Annotated in this window: 21 protein-coding genes and 1 tRNA gene; 18 read left to right on the top strand and 4 right to left on the bottom strand. The window is 72.3% G+C overall.

What is annotated here, in order from left to right; all coding sequences use genetic code 11:
• Positions 1-61 precede the first annotated feature (61 nt).
• From E1300_RS13715 to E1300_RS13705, 3 genes are read left to right on the top strand one after another with little or no spacing between them, the layout of a single operon-like run.
• On the top strand, positions 62-1,825 hold the full coding sequence (locus E1300_RS13715; protein WP_131757365.1) for an ABC-F family ATP-binding cassette domain-containing protein: 1,764 nt from the start codon (positions 62-64) through the stop codon (positions 1,823-1,825).
• Positions 1,826-1,867: 42 nt separating this feature from the next.
• On the top strand, positions 1,868-2,980 hold the full coding sequence (locus E1300_RS13710; protein WP_131757364.1) for an amidase: 1,113 nt from the start codon (positions 1,868-1,870) through the stop codon (positions 2,978-2,980).
• A gap of 37 nt (positions 2,981-3,017) precedes the next feature.
• Positions 3,018-3,248 carry a hypothetical protein gene (locus tag E1300_RS13705; RefSeq protein WP_131757363.1) on the top strand — a complete coding sequence of 77 codons (231 nt, stop codon included), beginning with the start codon at positions 3,018-3,020 and terminating at the stop codon, positions 3,246-3,248.
• A 1-nt stretch (position 3,249) separates the two neighbouring features.
• Here the strand turns inward: E1300_RS13705 and E1300_RS13700 are convergent, their stop codons facing one another.
• Both E1300_RS13700 and E1300_RS51530 read right to left on the bottom strand, forming a co-directional pair.
• On the bottom strand, positions 3,250-3,777 hold the full coding sequence (locus tag E1300_RS13700; protein WP_131757362.1) for a MarR family winged helix-turn-helix transcriptional regulator: 528 nt from the start codon (positions 3,775-3,777) through the stop codon (positions 3,250-3,252).
• Between the two features lie 24 nt (positions 3,778-3,801).
• Entirely contained in the window at positions 3,802-3,978 is a 177-nt protein-coding gene (locus E1300_RS51530; protein ID WP_207399705.1) for a MerR family transcriptional regulator, read from the bottom strand.
• 170 nt (positions 3,979-4,148) lie between these two features.
• Here E1300_RS51530 and E1300_RS13690 point away from each other — a divergent pair, with 170 nt between their 5' ends.
• Positions 4,149-4,934, top strand: coding sequence for a trans-aconitate 2-methyltransferase (locus E1300_RS13690; protein WP_131757361.1), 786 nt, complete (start codon positions 4,149-4,151; stop codon positions 4,932-4,934).
• A 220-nt stretch (positions 4,935-5,154) separates the two neighbouring features.
• Positions 5,155-5,514 carry a VOC family protein gene (locus tag E1300_RS13685; RefSeq protein ID WP_131757360.1) on the top strand — a complete coding sequence of 120 codons (360 nt, stop codon included), beginning with the start codon at positions 5,155-5,157 and terminating at the stop codon, positions 5,512-5,514.
• A 1-nt stretch (position 5,515) separates the two neighbouring features.
• On the opposite strand, the gene E1300_RS13680 is transcribed toward E1300_RS13685, so the two are convergent.
• Together E1300_RS13680 and E1300_RS13675 are read right to left on the bottom strand one after the other, a co-directional pair.
• Complete coding sequence (locus tag E1300_RS13680; RefSeq protein ID WP_207399704.1) at positions 5,516-6,283, bottom strand: TetR/AcrR family transcriptional regulator; 768 nt, start codon at positions 6,281-6,283, stop codon at positions 5,516-5,518.
• Positions 6,284-6,336: 53 nt separating this feature from the next.
• On the bottom strand, positions 6,337-7,290 hold the full coding sequence (locus tag E1300_RS13675; protein WP_131757359.1) for an acyl-CoA desaturase: 954 nt from the start codon (positions 7,288-7,290) through the stop codon (positions 6,337-6,339).
• Positions 7,291-7,484: 194 nt separating this feature from the next.
• On the opposite strand from E1300_RS13675, the gene E1300_RS13670 reads away from it, so the two are divergent.
• From E1300_RS13670 to rfbD, 13 genes are all read left to right on the top strand, one after another.
• Complete coding sequence (locus tag E1300_RS13670; RefSeq protein WP_242619137.1) at positions 7,485-8,390, top strand: ADP-ribosylglycohydrolase family protein; 906 nt, start codon at positions 7,485-7,487, stop codon at positions 8,388-8,390.
• Positions 8,391-8,493: 103 nt separating this feature from the next.
• Positions 8,494-8,565 (top strand) — tRNA-Gln (locus E1300_RS13665).
• 176 nt (positions 8,566-8,741) lie between these two features.
• Complete coding sequence (gene glmU / locus E1300_RS13660) at positions 8,742-10,262, top strand: bifunctional UDP-N-acetylglucosamine diphosphorylase/glucosamine-1-phosphate N-acetyltransferase GlmU (RefSeq protein ID WP_278045357.1); 1,521 nt, start codon at positions 8,742-8,744, stop codon at positions 10,260-10,262.
• A gap of 221 nt (positions 10,263-10,483) precedes the next feature.
• Positions 10,484-11,464 (top strand): ribose-phosphate diphosphokinase, encoded by a 981-nt coding sequence (locus tag E1300_RS13655; protein WP_131757357.1) that lies wholly within the window; start codon positions 10,484-10,486, stop codon positions 11,462-11,464.
• Between the two features lie 321 nt (positions 11,465-11,785).
• Positions 11,786-12,412 (top strand): 50S ribosomal protein L25/general stress protein Ctc, encoded by a 627-nt coding sequence (locus E1300_RS13650; protein ID WP_131757356.1) that lies wholly within the window; start codon positions 11,786-11,788, stop codon positions 12,410-12,412.
• A gap of 115 nt (positions 12,413-12,527) precedes the next feature.
• Complete coding sequence (gene pth / locus E1300_RS13645; protein ID WP_207399710.1) at positions 12,528-13,106, top strand: aminoacyl-tRNA hydrolase; 579 nt, start codon at positions 12,528-12,530, stop codon at positions 13,104-13,106.
• Positions 13,107-13,314: 208 nt separating this feature from the next.
• Entirely contained in the window at positions 13,315-14,790 is a 1,476-nt protein-coding gene (locus tag E1300_RS13640; protein ID WP_131757354.1) for a sugar transferase, read from the top strand.
• Positions 14,791-14,928: 138 nt separating this feature from the next.
• Positions 14,929-15,933 (top strand): inositol monophosphatase family protein, encoded by a 1,005-nt coding sequence (locus tag E1300_RS13635; RefSeq protein WP_131757353.1) that lies wholly within the window; start codon positions 14,929-14,931, stop codon positions 15,931-15,933.
• Between the two features lie 119 nt (positions 15,934-16,052).
• A complete protein-coding gene (gene cysD, locus E1300_RS13630) occupies positions 16,053-16,967 on the top strand; it encodes a sulfate adenylyltransferase subunit CysD (RefSeq protein WP_131757352.1) in 915 nt (304 codons plus the stop codon).
• Positions 16,968-17,020: 53 nt separating this feature from the next.
• Positions 17,021-18,283: a sulfate adenylyltransferase subunit 1 gene (locus E1300_RS13625; protein WP_131757384.1), complete on the top strand. Its 1,263-nt coding sequence runs from the start codon at positions 17,021-17,023 to the stop codon at positions 18,281-18,283.
• Between the two features lie 197 nt (positions 18,284-18,480).
• The gene (locus E1300_RS13620) at positions 18,481-19,548 is read left to right on the top strand and encodes a glucose-1-phosphate thymidylyltransferase (protein ID WP_131757351.1); all 1,068 of its coding nucleotides are present in this window, start codon (positions 18,481-18,483) and stop codon (positions 19,546-19,548) included.
• Positions 19,545-20,549, top strand: a complete 1,005-nt coding sequence (gene rfbB, locus E1300_RS13615) for a dTDP-glucose 4,6-dehydratase (RefSeq protein ID WP_131757350.1) — start codon at positions 19,545-19,547, stop codon at positions 20,547-20,549. The genes E1300_RS13620 and rfbB overlap by 4 nt, the downstream gene beginning before the upstream one ends.
• Positions 20,546-21,418, top strand: a complete 873-nt coding sequence (gene rfbD / locus E1300_RS13610; protein WP_131757349.1) for a dTDP-4-dehydrorhamnose reductase — start codon at positions 20,546-20,548, stop codon at positions 21,416-21,418. The genes rfbB and rfbD overlap by 4 nt, the downstream gene beginning before the upstream one ends.
• Positions 21,419-21,427: the final 9 nt, after the last annotated feature.

Genomic DNA, 21,427 nt, shown 5'->3' with positions numbered 1-21,427 from the left:
CGCGAAGTGCCGTGCGGGGCCGCGCGAGCGGTTCGTCCGGGGCAATAGGCTGGGAGGCGTCGTGAATCTGATCAATCTTGAGAACGTCGCCAAGGCCTACGGGCCCAAGCCGCTGCTCGACGGGGTGTCCCTCGGGCTGGACGACGGCGACCGCGTGGGCGTCGTCGGGCGCAACGGCGGCGGCAAGAGCACGCTCGTGTCCGTCCTCGCGCGGGAGACCGAACCCGACGGCGGGCGCGTCACCCATGCCCGCGGGCTCCGGCTCGGCTACCTCACCCAGCGCGACGAGTTCGCCGCGGACGCGACGGTGCGGTCCGTGGTGCTGGGCGACCGGGCCGAGCACGAGTGGGCGGGCGACACCCGCGTCCGCGAGATCCTCGGCGGCCTGCTCGCCGGCCTCGACCTGGACGCGCCGCTCGCCGGGATGTCGGGCGGGGAGCGGCGCCGCGTCGCGCTGGCGCGGCTGCTCGTCCCCGAGTCCGACCTGCTGATCCTGGACGAGCCCACCAACCACCTCGACATCGAGGCGATCGACTGGCTCGCCCGGCACCTGAAGGGCCGCCGGGTCGCGCTGCTGGTCGTCACGCACGACCGCTGGTTCCTCGACGAGGTCACCGAGCGGACCTGGGAGGTCGTGGACGGGCGTGTCGAGCGCTACGAGGGCGGCTACTCGGCGTACGTGCTGGCGAAGGCCGAGCGGTCCCGGATCGCGGCGGCGACGGAGGCGAAGCGGCAGAACCTGCTCCGCAAGGAGCTCGCGTGGCTGCGCCGCGGCCCGCAGGCCCGCACGTCCAAGCCGAAGTTCCGGGTGGACGCGGCGCAGGCGCTGATCGCCGACGAGCCGCCGCTGCGCGACTCGGTCGAGCTGACCCGGTTCGCGACGGCGCGCCTCGGCAAGACCGTGTACGACGTGGAGGACGTGACCGTCCGGGTCGGCGAGGGCGAGGCCGCGCGCGACATCTTCGAGCGCATGACCTGGCGCCTCGGTCCCGGCGACCGCGTCGGGCTCGTCGGCGTCAACGGCAGCGGCAAGAGCACCCTCCTCCGGCTGCTGGACGGGTCGGTGAAGCCGGTGTCCGGCAAGGTGGTCCGCGGCAAGACCGTCCAGCTGGCGCACCTGTCGCAGAACCTGGAGGAGCTCGACCCGTCCAGGCGCGTGCTGGAGTCGGTGGAGGAGATCCAGCGCCGGATCACCGTCGGCAAGCGCGAATGGACCGCGAGCCAGCTCCTCGAACGGCTCGGCTTCCAGGGCGACCGCCAGTGGACGCCCGTCGGGGACCTCTCCGGCGGCGAGCGGCGGCGCCTCCAGGTCCTCCGGCTCCTCATGGGCGAGCCGAACGTCCTGCTGCTGGACGAGCCCACCAACGACCTCGACATCGAGACGCTCACCGAGGTCGAGGACCTCCTCGACGGCTGGCCCGGCACCCTCGTCGTCGTCAGCCACGACCGGTACTTCCTGGAGCGCATCACCGACCACGTCGTCGCGCTGCTCGGGGACGGGCGCGTGTCGCTGCTGCCCGGCGGCGTCGACGAGTACCTGGAGCGCCGCGCCGCCGGGACCGCGCCGACCCGCGAAGCCGCCGCGCCGGCCCCGCCCGCCCCGCCGAAGGGCGGCCAGGACTGGAAGGCCCGCAAGGAGCTCGACCGGCTCGAACGGCGCCTGGACAAGCTCGCCAAGCAGGAGGCGGAGCTGCACGAGCAGCTCGCCGCGCACGCCACCGACTACGCCAAGCTCCAGGAGCTCGACGGCCGCCTCCGCGAGATCCAGGCCGAGTCCGCGCAGGTCGAGGAGGAGTGGCTGATGCTCGCGGAGGACGTCGGCTGAGGCCTCTGGCGTTCGGCGGCCGGAATTCGCGATGATCCACTGATGACGACGTGGATCCTCCGAACGGATGCGCCGGGCGACGGGCCCCGGCTGGCGGTGAAGGACGCCATCGACGTGGCCGGGCTGCCGACCACCGCCGGCAGCGAGGCGGTGGCCGGACGGGCCGCGCCCGCCGCCGCGGACGCCCCGGTCGTGGCATCGGCCCGCGCCCGCGGCGCCCGCATCGTCGGGAAGACCAACCTGACGGAGTTCTGCCTGGGCGCCGACGGCGTCAACCCGTGGTCCGGCACCCCGGTCAACCCCCTGGACCCGTCCCGGATGCCGGGCGGTTCGTCCAGCGGATCGGCGGTCGCCGTCGCCACCGGCGAGGCGGACGTCGCGTTCGGCACCGACACCGCGGGCTCCGTCCGCATCCCGGCGGCCTGCTGCGGCATCGCGTCCCTCAAGACGACGAACGGCCGCGTCCCCCTCGACGGCGTGTACCCGCTGTCGCCGACCCTCGACACCGTCGGCCCGATGGGACGCGACGTCGCCGCCGTCGTCCTCGGCATGGACCTGATCGAACCGGGCTTCGCGCCCGTCCCGTACGAGCCGGGCGAACCGATCGCGCGCCTCCGCGTCCCGGGTGCGGACCCGGCGATCGACGCCGCCGTCGACGACGCCCTGCGGCGCCTCGGCCCGATCACCGACGTCACGTCCGCGCACTACGCCGACGCCGCCATGGCGAACGGCGTCTTCATCGGCGACGAGGCGTACCGCCAGAACGCGCCGCTCCTCGACGACCCGTCCAAGATCAGCGCCCGCATGTACCGGCGCCTGCACGAACTGCGGGACCTCGCCGAAGGCCGCTTGGACTGGGCCGCGAGCGTCCAGAAGGCACTCCGCGCCGAGCTGGACGGCATCCTGGCCCGGCACGGCGTGATCGCGCTGCCCGTCCTGACCACCGTCGCCCCCGAACTCACCGAGGACGAGGACGCCGACCTCGTCCTAACCATGCTGACCGGGCCGATCAACGTGGCCGGGCTGCCCGCGTTCGCCCTGCCCGTCCCGCTCCCCGGTTCGCACCTGCCCGCGTCCGTCCAGCTCATCGGGCCCGCCGGCGCCGAGGAGCGGCTCTGCGGTGCGGCCGCGGCCCTGGAGGCCGTCCTGACCTGAGGCCGGTTCAAGTTCGCGGAGTGGGTAGATCGGTGGGATGTCTTGGAACAAACCGGATGAGGCGGACACCAAAGGCACCCTCGTCGAGCCGCAGGGCGTCAACGCGGGCGGCCCGGTGGACCGCGAACCCGAAGACGAGGAGACCACGGAGTCAGGCGAGCCCCCGGCGCGGCCCCTCACCGCCGGAACGCTCGACGACGAGATGGCCGGCCTGCCCGCCCAGAAGCCCGGCTACCCGGGCCAGCAGCGCTCGGTCGACACGAGCTGACCTACAGCGGCTGCGGAGGCCGGGCGGGACGCGCCTCGGTATCGGAGTCGAACGGGACCAGCAGCGTCCGCAGGAGGTCGGCCAGCGCGTCCCGCTGGCCGGGGCTGAGCCCCTCCAGGATCGCCTGCTCCCGGTCGAGGAGATCGGCGAACGCGGCGTCCACGCGCGTCAGGCCCGCCCCGGTCAGGCGCACGAGGACGCCGCGCTTGTCCTGCGGGTCGGGATGCCGCTCGACCAGCCCGGCCGCGGCCAGCCGGTCGATGCGGTTGGTCATGGTGCCGGACGTCACGAGCGTCGCCCGCAGCAGCCGCCCCGGGCTGAGCTCGTACGGCGCGCCCGCCCTGCGCAGCGCCGTCAGGACGTCGAACTCCCACGACTCCAGGTCATGCGCCACGAACACCGCCCGCCGCGCCCGGTCCAGATGGCGCGCGAGGCGGGAGACCCGGCTGAGGACGTGCAGCGGCCGCACGTCGAGATCCGGACGCTCGGCGTTCCAGGCCCCGACCAACCGGTCGACCTCATCCTCCATGCCCCTACCCTACATCTCTCGATATCAAGAGGTTGGTCTCACATCCTGGACGAACCCAGGCAACCGGGCGCCGCCGGACAGACAGGCGGAGAACACGAGGACGTCGTCGAGCGTGAGGCCGACGGCGAGCAGCTTGCGGATGTCCCGCACACGCGCCCGCGGTGTCGTGCCCGTGATCCGCGCCAGCTCACCGATCCGCATGGCCGCCAGTCCTATCACGCGACCACGGCACCGCCGCCAGGCGAGCCGGAGCGATGCCAGCGATCGCCGCAAGGCCCGTTGAAGGAGGGCCTCCAAGGCCCGACGCCGAGGGTCTTGCAATAAGCAAAACTCTTGACATCAAGATATGGGGGCGGGCATGCTGTGTCTTGATGTCGAGACAAGCTGTGTGGGATCCCGTGCAGTACGGGGTCTTCGGGGACGAGCGCGCCAGGCCGTTCTTCGAGCTCGTGGGGCGGATCGGTGGCGCCGAGCCGCGGTATGCCGCCGATCTCGGGTGCGGGACGGGGGAACTCACGGCGGCGCTCGCCGCGCGGTGGCCCGGGGCGATCGTGGAGGCCATCGACGGGTCGCCGGAGATGATCGCCGAGGCGCGGCCGCGCGGGATTCCGGGGCGGCTGGAGTTCGCGGTCGGGGACGTGCGGTCCTGGCGGCCCCGGCAGGCGCCCGACGTGATCGTCTCGAACGCCGTCCTCCAGTGGGTGCCTGAGCATCGTGAGCTTCTGCCGCGGTGGATGGAGGCGCTGGCGCCCGGTGGGCGGCTGGCGTTCCAGGTGCCCGGCAACTTCGACGCGCCCAGCCATGCGGTGATGCGGGAGCTGGCCGGTTCGCGGAAGTGGAGCGGGCGGCTTGAGGGCGTGCTGCGGGCCGATCCGGTGCTGGGGCCGGAGGGCTACCTCGACCTGCTGGCGCCGCTCGGGTACGCGGTGGACGCCTGGGAGACGACGTACATGCAGGTTCTCCACGGGAACGATCCGGTGCTGGAGTGGGTCAAGGGCACCGCGCTTCGGCCCGTGCTGAGCGCTCTTGGAGCGGACGCGGAGGAGTTCCTCGACGAGTACCGGGTCCTGCTGCGCGAGGCGTATCCGGCCGCCTCGTACGGGACGGTGTTCCCGTTCCGGCGGGTCTTCGTGATCGCCAGCCGGAACGCCCCCTAGACGGGGTGCCGCCCGCCGTCCGAGGGAAGCGACTCGTTCCCCTGCGGTGTGCCAGCTCGGAGGGCGGGCGGCATCCAAGAGGGCCGCGCGGACGCGGCGATCTCATGATCGCAGACCGTGCGGGCCCCGCAAGCCCCGGCGTCGTGACCCGACGGCGGCGACCCCGGCCGGTGGCCGTCCGGACGAACTCCGGACGGCCACTGGTTTGTCTGGAGGCCTCATGCTGACCGGTGTTCATCACGTGCAACTGGCCGCGCCTGTGGGGAGCGAGGACGTCCTAAGGGCGTTCTACGCGGGTGTCCTCGGGATGGAGGAGGTGCCTAAGCCTCCGGAGCTCGCCAAGCGTGGCGGGGTGTGGTTCCGGGGTGGGGGAGTCGAGCTCCATCTGGGGATCGAGCAGGACTTCCGTGCGGCGAGGAAGGCCCATCCGGGGCTGCTCGTCCGGGACCTGGACGAGGTCGCCGCGAAGTTGAGGGCGGCTGGGCACGAGGTCCGGCCGGACGGTCTGTTCCCCGGGTATCGCCGGCTTTACGCCGACGATCCCGTGGGGAACCGCCTGGAGTTCCTCCAGGCGTCCTGAGTCAGGCGGACGGGTTCGGGGCCGGGAACTCGGCCACGGTCGGCTCCGCCTCGTCGGAGCGCTTCTTGCGCTGGGCCTTCTCGGCCTTGGCCGCGGCCTTCTCCTCGGCCTTCTCCGCCTTGGCCGCGGCCTTCTCGGCGCGCTTCTCCTGGCGCTCCAGCTCCTTGCGGCGGCGGCGCGGGTCCAGGGACGGGCGCTGTTCGAGGCCGGACAGGCCGTTCCAGGCGAGGTTGACCACGTGGGCCGCGACCTCCTCGCGCCGCGGCCTGCGGACGTCCAGCCACCACTGCCCGGTCAGCGCGACCATGCCGACGAGGCTCTGCGCGTAGATGGGCGCGAACTTGTCGTCGTAGTCGTGCCGGTCGAACTCCTGCGCGAGGATGTACTCGACCTCGCCGGCGATCTCGCTGAGCAGGCTCGCGTAGCTGCCGGTGCCGGTGCCGCCGTGGGAGTCGCGGACGAGGATGCGGAACCCGTCGGGGTTCTCCTCGATGTACTCCAGCAGCGCCAGCGCGGCCTTCTCCAGCTTGCCGCGGTAGTGGCTCGCCGAGTTCAGCGCCTCGGTGACCAGGCTCAGCAGCCGCTCGAACTCGCGGTCGACGACGACCGCGTACAGGCCCTCCTTGCCGCCGAAGTGCTCGTAGACCACGGGCTTGGAGACACCTGCCGCGGAGGCGATCTCCTCCACGGAGGTGCCGTCCAGACCGCGCTCGGCGAACAGCGTGCGCCCGATGTCGAGGAGCTGCTCGCGCCGTTCCTTGCCGGTCATCCGTTTTCTGCGGGTCCTGGGAGCGGGTTCTGTCACAGGTTCAATTGTGGCGGTCAACTCGCCTGCTTCGCGCGCTTGGAGGCGAGCCTGCCCGCGTCCGGCCAGCGGACGTCGCGGGCCCAGCCGGCCTTCTCGAACAGCCAGATGACCCGCGCGCTGATGTCGACCTGGCCCTTGAGGACGCCGTGGCGGGCGCAGGTCGGGTCGGAGTGGTGCAGGTTGTGCCAGGACTCGCCGAGGGACGGGATGGCCAGCCACCACACGTTGCGGGACTTGTCGCGGACCTCGAAGTCCTCCTTGCCGAAGGTGTGGCAGATCGAGTTGATCGACCAGGTGACGTGGTGGACGAGGGTGATGCGCACGAACCCGGCCCAGAAGAGGGCGGTGAGGAAGCCCGTCCAGGACATGGTGACGAGGCCGCCGATCGCGGCGGGCAGCAGGAACGAGACCGCGACGAGGCCGGGGAACCACAGGTGGATGCGGGTGATGTCCCGGTCGTTCAGCAGGTCCTTGGCGAAGCGGGGCTTGGACGTGCGGTTGGCGTCGAACAGCCAGCCGTAGTGCGCCCACACGAGGCCCTTGGTCAGCGCCTTCCAGTCGTTGCCGAAGCGCCAGGGGGAGTGCGGGTCCATCTCCTTGTCGGAGTGCTTGTGGTGGCGGCGGTGGTCGGCGACCCAGGTGATGACCGGGCCCTCGATGGCGAGGCTGCCGGCCAGCGCCATGAAGATCTTCAGGGGCCGGTTGGCCTTGAAGGAGCCGTGCGTGAAGTAGCGGTGGTAGCCGACGGTGATGCCCGCGGCGGAGACGAAGTAGAAGACGGCCGTGAGCACGACGTCGGTCCAGCCGAGGAACCTGCCCCAGGCGAGGGGAACGGCCGCGAAGAGGGCGAGGAACGGGACGCCGGTGAAGACGGCGACGAGCAGGCGCTCGGCGTTGCCCTGGGTGTCCGGGGCGATCTCGGGTCGCTTCTGTGGTCGGGGCGGTTCGATGGCGGGGGCCGTGGTCATGGAATCACGCCTTCCTGTTCTCCGGTCCGCTGCCGGGGCAGCCTTACCTACGCCAACGTAAGCTACGGAACCGTAGGTTGCACATAGCCGTCGGGTAAATTAAGTGGGAATCTGTCTCACGGGCCACGAAGCTCTCGGTGGATCAGTCGCCTGCCGGCCGTCTCCGGGCCGGCCGCCGTGGAAGGACGCTGAAAGTGGCCCTCACCGAGAAGCAACGTTCGGAGCGCGCGCTGGGTTCGCTGACCGGCCTGTCGGTCGGCGACGCGTTCGGAGACCAGTTCTTCATCCTCGCCAACAGAGACGTTCCCGCTGAGTCCGGCATGCCGCCCGCTCCCTGGGCCTGGTCGGACGACACGGAGATGGCGTGCTCAGTAGTGGACGTTCTAAACCAGAACGGTCAAATCGACCAGGACGAGCTGGCGCGGTCGTTCGCCGGCCGGTTCGACGTCCACCGCCGGTACGGGGCGGGCGCCCTCGAACTCCTGGAGCGCGTTCGCCGAGGTGACCACTGGCATCGGGCCGCCCGGGAGCTCTTCGACGGGAAGGGCTCGTTCGGCAACGGCGCCGCCATGCGCGTCGCCCCGCTCGGCGCCTACTTCGCGGACGATCCCGGCCGCGCGGCGGAGCAGGCGCTCCTGTCGGCGGAGGTCACCCACGCGCATGTCGAGGGCATCGCCGGTGCCGTCGCCGTGGCCGTCGCGACAGCGTTCGTGTCGTCCCACCGGGGAGAGGACGTCCCTCCCAAGGCCGTCATCGAAGCCGCCCTGGAGCGGACGACGATGGGCGAGTACGTGCGCCGAGGGCTGCGGCGCGCGCTCCGGCTGCTGTCCAAATCCCCCAAGGAGGCGGCCCACGAACTGGGGAACGGCTCACGCATCTCGGCGCAGGACACCGTCCCCTATGCGTTGTGGGTCGCGGCCACCCGCTTGACCGACTACGAGGCGGCCGTGCGGGCGTGTCCACTGGTCGGCGGCGACATGGACACCACCGCTGCGATCGTCGGAGGCATCGTCGCGGCGCATGTGGGCGTCGAGGGCATCCCCGAGCCGTGGCTTGAGGCCCGCGAGCCCCTGCCGGACTGGCTGGCGGTCACCGGATAACGGACGGCCGCCGGAGGGACAATAGGGTGGGGCTTGTCGCTCCGGCTCGGTATCGTTGGGGCGTCCGGGCGGTCCGGCGCGATGGCGGAACCGGTCGCTCCCATCCGGCGTGGTGTAATCGGCAGCACAAGGGTTTTTGGTGCCCTTAGACAAGGTTCGAGTCCTTGCGCCGGAGCCCTTCCCGGGCTCGTGGCCGCTTCCGGCGGCCGGCGGGCGGCGGATGACAGGCGCCCGCCGGGCGGTATCCTTCCCGTGTCGGCTGAGCCGCGCCCTGCCATGCCCTGTTACAGCAGGTGGGCGCGCGATCCGCAGCCCGAAACGATCCCGTCCGCGATGCCGAGGAGCCTCTTCGTGAGTGCCGGCCTTACAGGGAACCGGGCCAGCCGCCCGGCCGCCGTCATCGTTCTCGCCGCGGGCGAGGGCACCCGGATGAAGTCCCGCACCTCGAAGGTGCTCCACGAGCTCTGCGGGCGCAGCATGCTGGGCCACGTCCTCGCCGCGGCGCGCGAGCTGGAGCCCGAGCGGCTCGTCGTGGTGGTCGGGCACCGGCGCGAGCAGGTCGTCGCCCACCTCGCCGAGCACGCGCCCGACGCCGAGGCCGTCGTGCAGGAGCGGCAGGGCGGCACCGGCCACGCCGTCCGCGTGGCGCTGGAGCAGACCGGCGCGCTGGACGGCACCGTCGTGGTGACCAACGGCGACCACCCGCTGCTGCGCGGCGAGACGCTCGCCGCGCTCGTCCGGGCCCACGAGGACGAGGGGAACGCGGCGACCGTCCTCACCACGGAGATCCCCGACCCGACCGGGTACGGCCGGATGGTCCGCGCGGCGGACGGCAGCGTCGCCGCGATCGTCGAGCACAAGGACGCCGACGCCGCGCAGCGCGCCATCGGCGAGATCAACGTCGGCATGTACGCCTTCGACGGCGCCCTGCTGGAGGACGCGCTCAAGCGCGTGACCACCGACAACGCGAAGGGTGAGGAATACCTCACCGACGTCGTCGCGATCCTGCGGGGCGACGGGCACCGCGCCGGGGCGCACCTCGCCGCCGACTGGGTGGAGACCCAGGGCGTGAACGACAGGGTGCAGCTCGCGCAGGCGCGGCGGCAGCTCAACGACCGCATCCTCGAAGCCCACATGCGGGCGGGCGTCACGATCGTCGACCCGGCGACCACCTGGATCGACGTCGGCGTGACGGCCGACCAGGACGCGGAGGTCCGCCCGGGCACGCAGCTCCACGGCGCCACGCACCTCGGCGAGGGCGCGACGGTCGGGCCGAACTGCACGCTGACGGACACGCGCGTCGGCCCCGGCGCCACGGTCGTCAACGCCGTGTGCGCGGAGGCGGAGATCGGGCCCGATGCGTCCGTCGGCCCGTACGCCTACCTGCGGCCCGGCACGCGCCTCGCGCGCAAGGCCAAGGTCGGGACGTACGTCGAGACCAAGAACGCCGAGATCGGCGAGGGCACGAAGGTGCCGCACCTCACCTACGTGGGGGACGCCGAGATCGGGGCGGGCTCCAACATCGGCGCGAGCTCGGTGTTCGTGAACTACGACGGCGTGCACAAGCACCGCAGCGTCATCGGCTCGCACGTCAAGGTGGGCAGCGACAACATGATCGTCGCCCCGGTGACCATCGGGGACGGCGCGTACACGGCGGCCGGCTCGGTGATCGTCCAGGACGTCCCGCCCGGGGCGATGGCGGTCGCGCGGGCGCGGCAGCGCAACGTCGAGGGCTGGGTCGAGCGCAGGCGCGCCGGCTCCCCGGCGGCCGAGGCCGCCCGCCGGGCCCGGGAGGCCGCCGCCGAGGAGGCCGTCGAGGAAGCGGCCGCTGAGGCCGAGGCCGAGGAGGCCGGCGCCGAGGCCGGCGGGTGACCGGCACGCCCCGGTAGGGCGCCGGTGGCCGGAGACCGCCGGCCACGCCCGCGAACAGGACTGCCCCGCCTCCCGGCGGGGAGGTGGAGGGACAGCGGCGTCCCCTCACGAACAACAGAGACCCGCGCGACGCAGACGCTCTCGTGATGCGCCGCGGTGCGCGGGGAGTGGGGACAGGACCCACGAGATTGCACCGTTCCATTGAGGGGGAGTTGTCAGAGGTGAGTGGGATCAAGGCGAGCGGCCAGAAGAAGCTGATGCTCTTCACCGGCCGAGCCCACCCGGACCTGGCCAAGGAAGTCGCCGACAACCTCCACGTCGACCTCACGCCGACGTCCGCGTACGACTTCGCCAACGGCGAGACGTTCGTACGGTTCCTGGAGTCGGTCCGCGGCTCCGACGCGTTCGTGATCCAGAGCCACACGGCGCCCATCAATCAGTGGATCATGGAGCAGCTGATCATGGTGGACGCGCTGAAGCGCGCGTCCGCCAAGCGGATCACCGTGGTCGCGCCGTTCTTCGGCTACGCCCGGCAGGACAAGAAGCACCGCGGCCGCGAGCCGATCTCGGCCCGGCTGATGGCCGACCTGTTCAAGACCGCGGGCGCCGACCGGCTGATCGCCGTGGACCTGCACACCGCGCAGATCCAGGGCTTCTTCGACGGCCCGGTCGACCACCTGTTCGCGCTCGACCTGCTGGCCCGGCACTTCGAGAGCCGGCTCGACACCTCGCAGGTCACGGTCGTCGCGCCGGACGCGGGCCGGGTGCGGGTCACCGAGCGGTGGAGCGACCGGCTCGGCGGCGTGCCGATGGCCATCATCCACAAGAAGCGCGACCCGGACGTGGCGAACGAGGTCAAGGTCTTCGACGTCGTCGGCGAGGTCAAGGGCCGCACCTGCGTCGTGGTGGACGACATGATCGACACCGGCGGGACGATCGTGAAGGCGGCGGACGCGCTGTTCGACCAGGGCGCGGCGCGGGTCGTCGTCGCGGCGACGCACGGCGTGCTGTCCGGCCCGGCGGTCGACCGGCTGAAGAACTCGCGGATCTCCGAGGTCGTGCTGACCAACACGCTGCCGATCCCCGAGGAGAAGCAGTTCGACAAGCTGACGGTGCTGTCCATCGCCCCGCTGGTCGCCCGCGCGATCAACGAGGTGTTCAGCGACGGCTCGGTGACCAGCCTCTTCGGCGGGCACAGCTGACCGGAGGCCGCTCCCCCGTCCCGCCGTGCCGCGTGCCCGGGACCGCTCCCCAGGCGGTCCCGGGCACGCGCGCGTCCGGTGCGCGAGAGCCGTCCGGGACGGGCCCGTTGGCGTTTCGCATTGCGGTCATCGGCTAGACTTCTGGAATCCGCGTATGCCTCGGGTCGTTCAGTACGGTGCCGGTACACCGGCCCGCACTCCCCGGGGAACGCAAAGAATCTTCGAGGCGCCTGACGCATCGAGCATCGCCTGATTCGCTCTGTCCGTAGCGGACGTCCATGCCGGACGGCCGTGGATCGCAACAAACGAGGAGTTTTCGCCGTGTCCGAGGTACGCATCGCCGCCGAGCCGCGCACCGAGTTCGGTAAGGGTGCCGCGCGGCGCACCCGCCGGGCCGGCAAGGTGCCCGCCGTCCTCTACGGCCACGGCACCGACCCCCAGCACATCTCGCTGCCCGGCCACGAGCTGATGCTCGCGCTCAAGACCCCCAACGTGCTGCTCACCATCGACGGGCTCGGCGGCGGCGCGTCGCTGGCGCTGCCGAAGGACGTGCAGCGCGACCCGATCAAGGGCTTCCTGGAGCACGTCGACCTGCTGCTGGTGAAGCGCGGCGAGAAGGTCACCGTCGACCTGCCCGTGAACATCGTCGGCGACGTGGTCGCGGGCGGCCGGCTCGTCCAGACCGAGGTGCAGATCTCGATCGAGGCCGAGGCCACCCACATCCCCGAGTCCGTCGACCTCGACATCAGCGGGCTGGAGATCGACAGCCAGGTGCTCGCGAAGGACCTGAAGCTGCCGTCGGGCACGACGCTCGCCGCCGACGAGGAGACGCTGATCGCGCAGATCGTCGACGCGACCGTCTCCACCGAGCCCGCCGACGACGCCGCCGAGGGCGAGCAGGCCGAGGGCGAGTCCGCCGAGGGCGAGGGCGAGCCCGCCGGCGAGTGACCGCCGCGGCCCGGACGGCCGCACGGTTCTCCACGGCCCCCGCAGGTGCGCGCACCGGCGGGGGCCGTTCCCGTGAAGGGCCGCCGACAGGGTGGCCGGTGTCGATGGAGGAGTTCTGGTGAGCACGGACCTCTGGCTCGTGGTCGGTCTCGGCAACCCCGGCCCGTCGTACGCCGGCAACCGGCACAACGCGGGCTTCATGGTGCTCGACGTCCTCGCGGCCCGGGCCGGCGGGAGGTTCAAGTCGCACCGGTCCCGCTCGGACGTCCTGGAGGGGCGGCTGGCGGGCGCGCGCGCCGTGCTGGCGAAGCCCCGCACGTACATGAACGAGTCGGGCGGCCCGGTGAAGGCGCTGCGCGACTTCTACAAGGCGCCCGTCGAGCGGCTCATCGTCGTCCACGACGAGCTGGACATCCCGTTCGGGGCGGTGCGGCTCAAGCAGGGCGGCGGTGACAACGGCCACAACGGCCTGCGGTCGATCACCAAGTCGCTGGGCGACAGGGAGTACCTGCGGGTCCGGTTCGGCGTGGGCCGCCCGCCGGGACGGATGGACGCGGCCGCGTTCGTCCTGAAGGACTTCTCCGCCGCCGAGCGCAAGGACCTCGATCTGGAGGTCGAGCGGGCCGCGGACGCGGTCGAGGCGGTCATCGCCGGCGGACTCGCCGCGGCGCAGAACACCTACCACGCCACCTGAGCCGCCGCATCGGCCGGACGCCGCCGCCGGAGGAAGGGCATCATGGCGTTGCCGTGATGTGACTCTCAGGCGCGCGAACCGTGGGCGGCGCTCGTAGGATGCATCACAAACGAGGTTCAGGATGTTTGTGAACCTCAGGCACCGTTCAGCCGTCTTCGTGGTGGATCGAGCTTTCCGGGGCACGCGTTACAGGGATTGGTGAGGGCGTATGGCCGTCGTTGACAAGGTTCTCACCGAGTCATCGATCCGCCCCGAACCGGGCCGCTCCCCGTCCCAGAACTGGAGCGGATGGTACCGCCGGCTCGCGGGCGGGCTCGACTTCTTCAGCATGCTCGCCGCCGGCGTGATCGCCTTCGTGCTGCGCTTCCCGGGCGTCCCGAACGACCCGACCGTGCCGTACGTGGTGCTGACGGTGGCGCTGCCGGTGCTGTGGCTGCCCGTGCTGATGCTGTGCCGGGCGTACCAGCCGCGCTACATCGGCGTCGGCTACGAGGAGTTCCACCGGGTCCTGCGCGCGGGGTTCATCTTCATGGCCTCGCTCGCGATCCTCGCCTACGCCACGAAGACGGAGGTGGCGCGCGGCTACGTCGTGATGGCGATGCCGCTCGGCACGTTCCTCGACCTCGTCGCCCGCTACCGGCTGCGCAAGTGGCTGCACCGCAAGCGGTGGAACGGGGAGTGCATGCGGCGGGTGGTCGCGGTGGGCCACCGCACGTCCGTCGCCGACCTGATCCGGCTGCTGCGGCAGAAGCGCTACCACGGGATGGACATCGCGGCGGTGTGCCTCCCGCCCGCGCTGGCGGCGGGCGACGACGCGGTCGCCGAGGTCGAGGGCGTCCCGGTGCTGGGCGACTTCAGCCAGGCCGCGGCGGTCGCCGACCGGATCGGCGCCGACTCGGTCGCCGTGCTCGCCTGCCCGGAGATGGACGGGGTGGCGCTGCGGCGGCTGGCGTGGCAGATCGAGCGCGACGACGTCGAGCTCGTGGTCGCGCCCGCGCTCATGGACGTGACGGGCCCGCGCATCTCGATCCGGCCGGTGTCGGGGCTGCCGCTGCTGCACGTGGAGCACCCGGAGCTCGACGGCGGCCGCAAGATCCTCAAGGGGCTGTTCGACCGGACGGCCGCGCTGGCCGGGCTGGTGCTGCTGAGCCCGCTGCTGGCGGTCGTCGCGGTGCTGATCAAGGCGACGAGCGCGGGCCCGGTGATGTTCCGGCAGGTCCGCGTGGGGCGCGGCGGCCGCGAGTTCACCGTCTACAAGTTCCGCACGATGGTGCGGGACGCGGAGGCCCGCAAGAAGGCGCTGCTGGAGCGCAACGAGACCGACGGCGCGCTCTTCAAGATCCGGGAGGACCCGCGGGTCACCCGGGTCGGGCGCTGGCTGCGCCGCTACTCGCTGGACGAGCTGCCGCAGCTGTTCAACGTCGTGCGCGGCGACATGTCGCTGGTCGGGCCGCGGCCGCCGCTGCCGGAGGAGGTCGCGCAGTACGGCGGCGACGTCTACCGCAGGCTGGTCGTGAAGCCGGGCCTGACGGGGCTCTGGCAGGTGAGCGGCCGGTCCGACCTGACGTGGGAGGAGTCGGTCCGGCTCGACCTGCGGTACGTGGACAACTGGTCGCTGGCGCTCGACCTCCAGATCATGTGGAAGACGTGGTCCGCCGTCTTCCGCGGCTCCGGCGCGTACTGACCGCGTACTGACACCCGCGGACCCCCGGCGGAGCCGGGCGATCCTCCCGTGGTCTTCGTCACCCGGCATGGGCCGGCATCGGCCAGGCATGAGAATGTAGACCGAGCAGACCAGCCGAGTCGGGAATGTGATCAGGACATGACGGAGAGAGCGGTGGCGGACGACCACGCGCTGGCGGGCGAGCTCGCCGGCGCGGCGGGGCGCCTGCTGCTGGGCGTTCGTGACGAGGTGGGGTTCGCCGACGCGCGGGCCCTGAAGGACACCGGCGACCTGCGGGCGCACGAGTACCTCATGGCGGCGCTGGCGGAGCGCTGTCCGGGCGACGCCGTCCTCTCCGAAGAAGGCCGCTCCGCGGCGGCGGGCAAGCGCGCCCGCGGCGCCGACCGGGCCCCGACCGGCAACACCGCCGACGCCGAGCGGCTCACCGCCGGGCGCGTGTGGATCGTCGACCCGCTGGACGGGACCCGCGAGTTCTCCGAGGAGGGCCGCCGCGACTGGGCCGTCCACGTGGCGCTGTGGGAGCGGCTGCCGGACGGCGGCGGCCGGCTGGCCGCCGGCGCCGTGGCGCTCCCGGCGCAGGGGCTGGTGCTCCGGACGTCCGCGGCGGGCGGGGCGCTGCTCGTCCGCGGCGAGGCGGGTGAGCCGGACCCGGTGACCTCCGGGCCGGACCAGCCGCGCGAGGTGCCGCTGCACGTCCCGGCGCCCGACGCGGGGAAGCTGCGCATCGCGGTGAGCCGGACGCGGCCGCCGGAGTTCGTCCGGCTGATGGCCGAGCGCCTCGGCGCGGGCGGCGGCTCGGGCGGCGGCGCGGACGGCCCGGGCGGCCCGGGCGGTTCCGGGGAAGCGGGCCGGGGCGTCGACGTCGAGCTGGTGCCGATCGGGTCGGCGGGCGCGAAGATCTCCGCGGTGCTGCTCGGCGAGGTCGACGCCTACGTCCACGCGGGCGGCCAGTACGAGTGGGACTCGGCCGCGCCCGCCGCGGTGGCGCTCGCCGCCGGGGCCCACGCCTCGCGGATCGATGGAGCGCCGCTCGCCTACAACCGGAAGGACCCCCTCCTGCCGGATATCCTGGTGTGCCATCCCGTGTCGGCACCGACGCTGCTGACCGGCATCCGGGACGTGGGCGCCGTACCGCCGGAATGACCCGGCCCCGACCGGGCGGGATGAGAACCCGGTGAGCCGACGTTCCAGACCGGTGGAAGGCGCCGCCCGTCCCTGCCACCGGTACATCTGCCGAACCAGCGTGGAGAGAGTCCCAGACCATGCAGCGTTGTGATTACCTGCTGTCGCAGCTAGACGTCCTCGAATCGGAGTCGATCCATATCATCCGGGAGGTGGCGGCCGAGTTCGAGCGGCCGGTGCTGCTGTTCTCGGGCGGCAAGGACAGCATCGTGATGCTGCGCCTCGCCCAGAAGGCGTTCGCGCCCGCCCCGATCCCGTTCCCGGTGATGCACGTCGACACCGGCCACAACTTCCCCGAGGTGATCGAGTACCGCGACCGGCGGGTCGCCGAGCTCGGGGTGCGGCTGGTGGTCGCGTCCGTCCAGGACTCGATCGACAGCGGCCGCGTGGTGGAGGAGAAGGGCCGCCGCGCGTCCCGCAACCGCCTCCAGACGACCACGCTGCTGGACGCGATCGAGGAGCACGGGTTCGACGCGGCGTTCGGCGGGGCCCGGCGCGACGAGGAGAAGGCCCGCGCCAAGGAGCGGGTGGTGTCCTTCCGCGACGAGTTCGGCCAGTGGGACCCGAAGAACCAGCGGCCCGAGCTGTGGAACCTGTACAACACCCGGATCACGCGCGGCGAGCACGTGCGGGTGTTCCCCCTGTCCAACTGGACGGAGCTGGACATCTGGGACTACGTCCGGCGCGAGGAGCTGGAGCTCCCGCCGATCTACTTCGCGCACACCCGGAGGGTGTTCGAGCGGGACGGGATGCTGCTGGCCGACCTGCCGTACGCGAACCGGGGCGACGACGAGCCCGCCTTCGAGGCGACGGTGCGGTACCGGACGGTCGGGGACGCGTCCTGCACGGGCGCGGTCAAGTCGTCCGCGGCGACGCTGGAGCAGGTGATCGAGGAGATCGCGGCGACGCGGATCACCGAGCGGGGGCAGACCCGCGCCGACGACCGGGCCAGCGAGGCCGCCATGGAGGACCGCAAGAAGGAGGGCTACTTCTGATGGCCGCCCCCGAGGAGACGCCGGCCGCGAACCCCGCGCGCGCGGCGCACCAGATGGACATCCTGCGGTTCGCCACCGCCGGGAGCGTCGACGACGGCAAGTCGACGCTGATCGGGCGGCTGCTGTACGACTCGAAGTCGATCTTCGAGGACCAGCTGGAGTCGGTGGAGCGGACGAGCGCCGACCGCGGCGAGGAGTACACGAACCTGGCGCTGCTGACCGACGGCCTGCGGGCCGAGCGGGAGCAGGGCATCACGATCGACGTGGCCTACCGCTACTTCGCGACGCCGCGGCGCAAGTTCATCATCGCCGACACCCCCGGCCACATCCAGTACACGCGCAACATGGTGACCGGGGCGTCCACCGCCGACCTGGCGATCATCCTGGTGGACGCGCGCAAGGGCATCCTGGAGCAGTCCCGGCGGCACGCGTTCCTGACGACGCTGCTCCAGGTCCCGCACCTGGTGGTGGCGGTCAACAAGATGGACCTGGTCGGCTACGAGCGGGCCGCGTACGAGCAGATCGTGGACGAGTTCACGGCGTTCGCTTCCAAGCTGGAGGTGACCGACCTCACCTTCGTCCCGATCTCGGCGCTGCACGGCGACAACGTCGTCGAGCGGAGCGTGAACATGCCCTGGTACGAGGGCTCGTCGCTGCTGCACCACCTGGAGCACGTCCACATCGCGTCCGACCGCAACCTGATCGACGTGCGGTTCCCGGTGCAGTACGTGATCCGGCCGCACGCCTCCACCGACCCGGAGCTGCACGACTACCGCGGCTACGCGGGGCAGGTCGCGGGCGGAGTGCTGAAGCCGGGCGACGAGGTGGTGCACCTGCCGTCCGGGCTGACGACGACGATCACCGCGATCGACGGGCCGCACGGGCCGGTGGGGGAGGCGTTCCCGCCGATGTCGGTCACGCTCCGGCTGGCGGACGACATCGACATCTCCCGCGGCGACATGATCGCCCGTCCGCACAACCGGCCCGAGGCCGCCCAGGACCTCGACGCGATGGTGTGCTGGATGACCCCGGACCGGACGCTGGCCCCGCGCACCAAGCTGGTGATCAAGCACACGACGCGGACCGCCAAGGCGATGGTGAAGGACCTGCACTACCGGCTGGACGTCAACACCCTGCACCGCGACGAGGAGGCCGCCTCGCTCGGGCTGAACGAGATCGGCCGGGTCTCGCTGCGGGTCACGCAGCCGCTGTTCGTCGACGACTACGGCCGCAACCGGCTCACCGGCGGGTTCATCCTCATCGACGAGGCGACGAACAACACCGTCGGCGCCGGGATGATCACGGGCGCGCGCTAGCGGACCGAGCGGCACCGCCGCCGTCCCGCCGGCGGAACCGGCCACTGCCGGACGGGGCGGGCCGGTGCCGGCCGAGCTGGACTCCGCTGCGAGCGGGTGCCGGTAATGTCGGGAGTCGATCCCCCGGCAGCACCGGCACCCCCTGGAGTCCCCTTGAACCACCGCGTCCACCCTGGTCAGAGCATTCCGGGGGCCCTGTGAAGGCCCTCGTCCTCGCGGGCGGCGCCGGGTCCCGGCTCCGGCCGATCACGCACACGTCGGCGAAGCAGCTCGTGCCGGTCGCGAACAAGCCGGTGCTGTTCTACGGGCTGGAGGCGATCCGGGACGCGGGGATCCGCGAGGTCGGCATCGTCGTGGGCGACACCGCCCCCGAGATCCGCCGGGCCGTCGGCGACGGGTCGGCGTTCGGCCTCGACGTGACATACCTCCCGCAGGACGCGCCGCGCGGCCTCGCCCACGCCGTGCTGATCGCCCGCGAGTACCTCGGCGACGACGACTTCGTCATGTACCTGGGCGACAACTTCGTCGTCGGCGGCATCGACGGCCTGGTCGAGCGGTTCCGGGCGGAGCGGCCGCAGGCCCAGATCATGCTGACGAAGGTGTCGGACCCGCGCGCGTTCGGCGTCGCGGAGCTGGACGGCGACGGCCGCGTCGTCGCGCTGGAGGAGAAGCCGGAGTTCCCGAAGAGCGACCTCGCGCTCGTCGGCGTGTACCTGTTCAGCCCGGCGGTGCACGCGGCCGTCGCGGAGCTGAAGCCGTCCCGCCGCAACGAGCTGGAGATCACCGACGCGATCCAGTGGCTGATCGACGCGGGGCACCGGGTCGACTCCACGGTGATCAGCGGCTACTGGAAGGACACCGGCAACGTCACCGACATGCTGGAGGTCAACCGGCTCGTGCTCGAAGGCGTCGAACCGCGCGTGGAGGGCGAGGTCGACGCGGTGAGCGAGCTGATCGGCCGGGTGGTCGTGGAGCCGGGCGCCCGGGTCGCCGGGTCCCGCGTGGTCGGCCCGGCGATCATCGGGGCGGGCTCGGTCGTCCGCGAGTCCTACATCGGCCCGTTCACCTCCATCGACGAGGACTGCGCCGTCATCGACAGCGAGATCGAGTACTCCATCGTGCTGCGCGGCGCGTCCATCGACGGCGTCGGGCGCATCGAGTGCTCGCTGATCGGCCGCGAGGCGGAGGTCACGCCCGCCCCCCGGGTGCCGAAGGCGCACCGGCTCGTACTGGGAGACCACAGCAAAGTGCAGATCAACAAATGAGCGCCACCGAGACCCGCGCCCCCAAGGTCCTCGTCACCGGCGGCGCCGGGTTCATCGGCTCGCACTACGTGCGCGAGCTGGTGGTCGGCGCGTACCCGTCCTGGGCGGGCGCCGAGGTCACCGTCCTCGACAAGCTCACCTACGCGGGCAACCTCGCCAACCTGGAGCCCGCCGAGGGCGGCTTCACGTTCGTGCACGGCGACGTGTGCGACGCGGAGCTGCTCGCCGAGGTCGTGCCCGGCCACGACGTGGTGCTGAACTTCGCGGCCGAGTCGCACGTGGACCGCTCGATCGCCAGCGCGGGCGAGTTCGTGCGGACCAACGTCCTCGGCGTCCAGACGCTGATGCAGGCGTGCCTGGACGCGGGCACGCCCCGCGTCGTCCAGGTGTCCACGGACGAGGTGTACGGGAGCGTGGACGAGGGGTCCTGGGACGAGGACGCCCCGCTCGCCCCCAACTCGCCGTACTCGGCGGCCAAGGCCGGCGGCGACATGATCGCCCGCGCGTACGCCCGGACCCACGGCCTGCCGGTCAGCATCACGCGCTGCGGCAACAACTACGGGCCGTACCAGTACCCGGAGAAGGTCATCCCGCTGTTCGTCACCAACCTGATGGACGGGCGGACCGTCCCGCTGTACGGCGACGGCGGGAACGTCCGCGACTGGATCCACGTGGCCGACCACTGCCGCGGCATCCAGGTCGCGGCCGAGCGCGGCGAGCCGGGTGAGGTCTACCACATCGCGGGCACGGCGGAGCTGACGAACCTGGAGCTGACCCAGTGCCTGCTGGACGCGCTCGGCGCCGGCTGGGACCGGGTCGAGCGCGTCGAGGACCGCAAGGGCCACGACCGCCGCTACTCGCTGTCCGACGCCCGGCTCCGGGCGCTCGGGTACGCGCCGCAGGTGCCGTTCGAGGAGGGCCTCGCCGAGACCGTCCGCTGGTACGCGGAGAACCGCGCGTGGTGGGAGCCGCTCCGGAAGCGCACGGAGGACGCGAAGTGACCTGGCTCGTCACCGGTTCCGGCGGGATGCTCGGAACCGACCTCCTCGCGCGCCTCAAGGAGGACCCCGCCTCGGTCGGCGGGGACGTCCTCGCGCCACGCCGGGACGAGCTGGACCTGACCGACGCCGCCGCGGTGCGGGACGCGCTGCGGCGGCACCGCCCGTCCGTCGTCGTGAACTGCGCGGCCTGGACGGCCGTCGACGACGCCGAGGCGCACGAGGACGAGGCGCTCGCCGTCAACGGCACCGCCGTCGAGTCGCTCGCCGCGGGCTGCGCCGAGGTCGGCGCGCGGCTGGTCCACGTCTCCACCGACTACGTCCTGGACGGGACGGCCCGCGACCCCTACCCGGAGGACGCCCCGGTCGGCCCGATCAACGCCTACGGGCGCACGAAGCTCGTGGGGGAGCGGGCCGTCCTCGGCTACGAGCGCGGCTACGTGGTGCGGACCGAGTGGCTGTACGGCGCGCACGGCGGCAGCTTCGTCCGGACGATGGCGCGGCTGGCGGGCGAGCGCGACTCGGTCGAGGTCGTCGACGACCAGGTCGGGCAGCCCACCTGGACGGGCGACCTCGCCGACCGGCTCGTCGCGCTGGCGGCCTCGGCGGCGCCGCCCGGGGTGTACCACGGGACGAACGGCGGGTCCACGTCCTGGTACGGGCTGGCGCGCGAGGTGTTCGCGCTGCTCGGCCTCGACCCGGAGCGGGTGCGGCCGACGACGAGCGGGCGGTTCCGGCGGCCCGCCGCCCGGCCGGCGTTCAGCGTCCTCGGGCACGGGCGGTGGGCGGAGGCGGGCCTGGCCCCGATGCGCGACTGGCGGAACGCCCTCCATGCCGCCTGGCCTGCCCTGCGCGCCGCCTGGGCGTCCTAGGAGCCCCCG

This window comes from Actinomadura fibrosa (assembly GCF_900659615.1).
Taxonomy (GTDB): domain Bacteria; phylum Actinomycetota; class Actinomycetes; order Streptosporangiales; family Streptosporangiaceae; genus Spirillospora; species Spirillospora fibrosa.
Note: the sequence above shows the minus strand (reverse complement) of the source record. Positions and strands in the feature narration are given on the sequence as shown.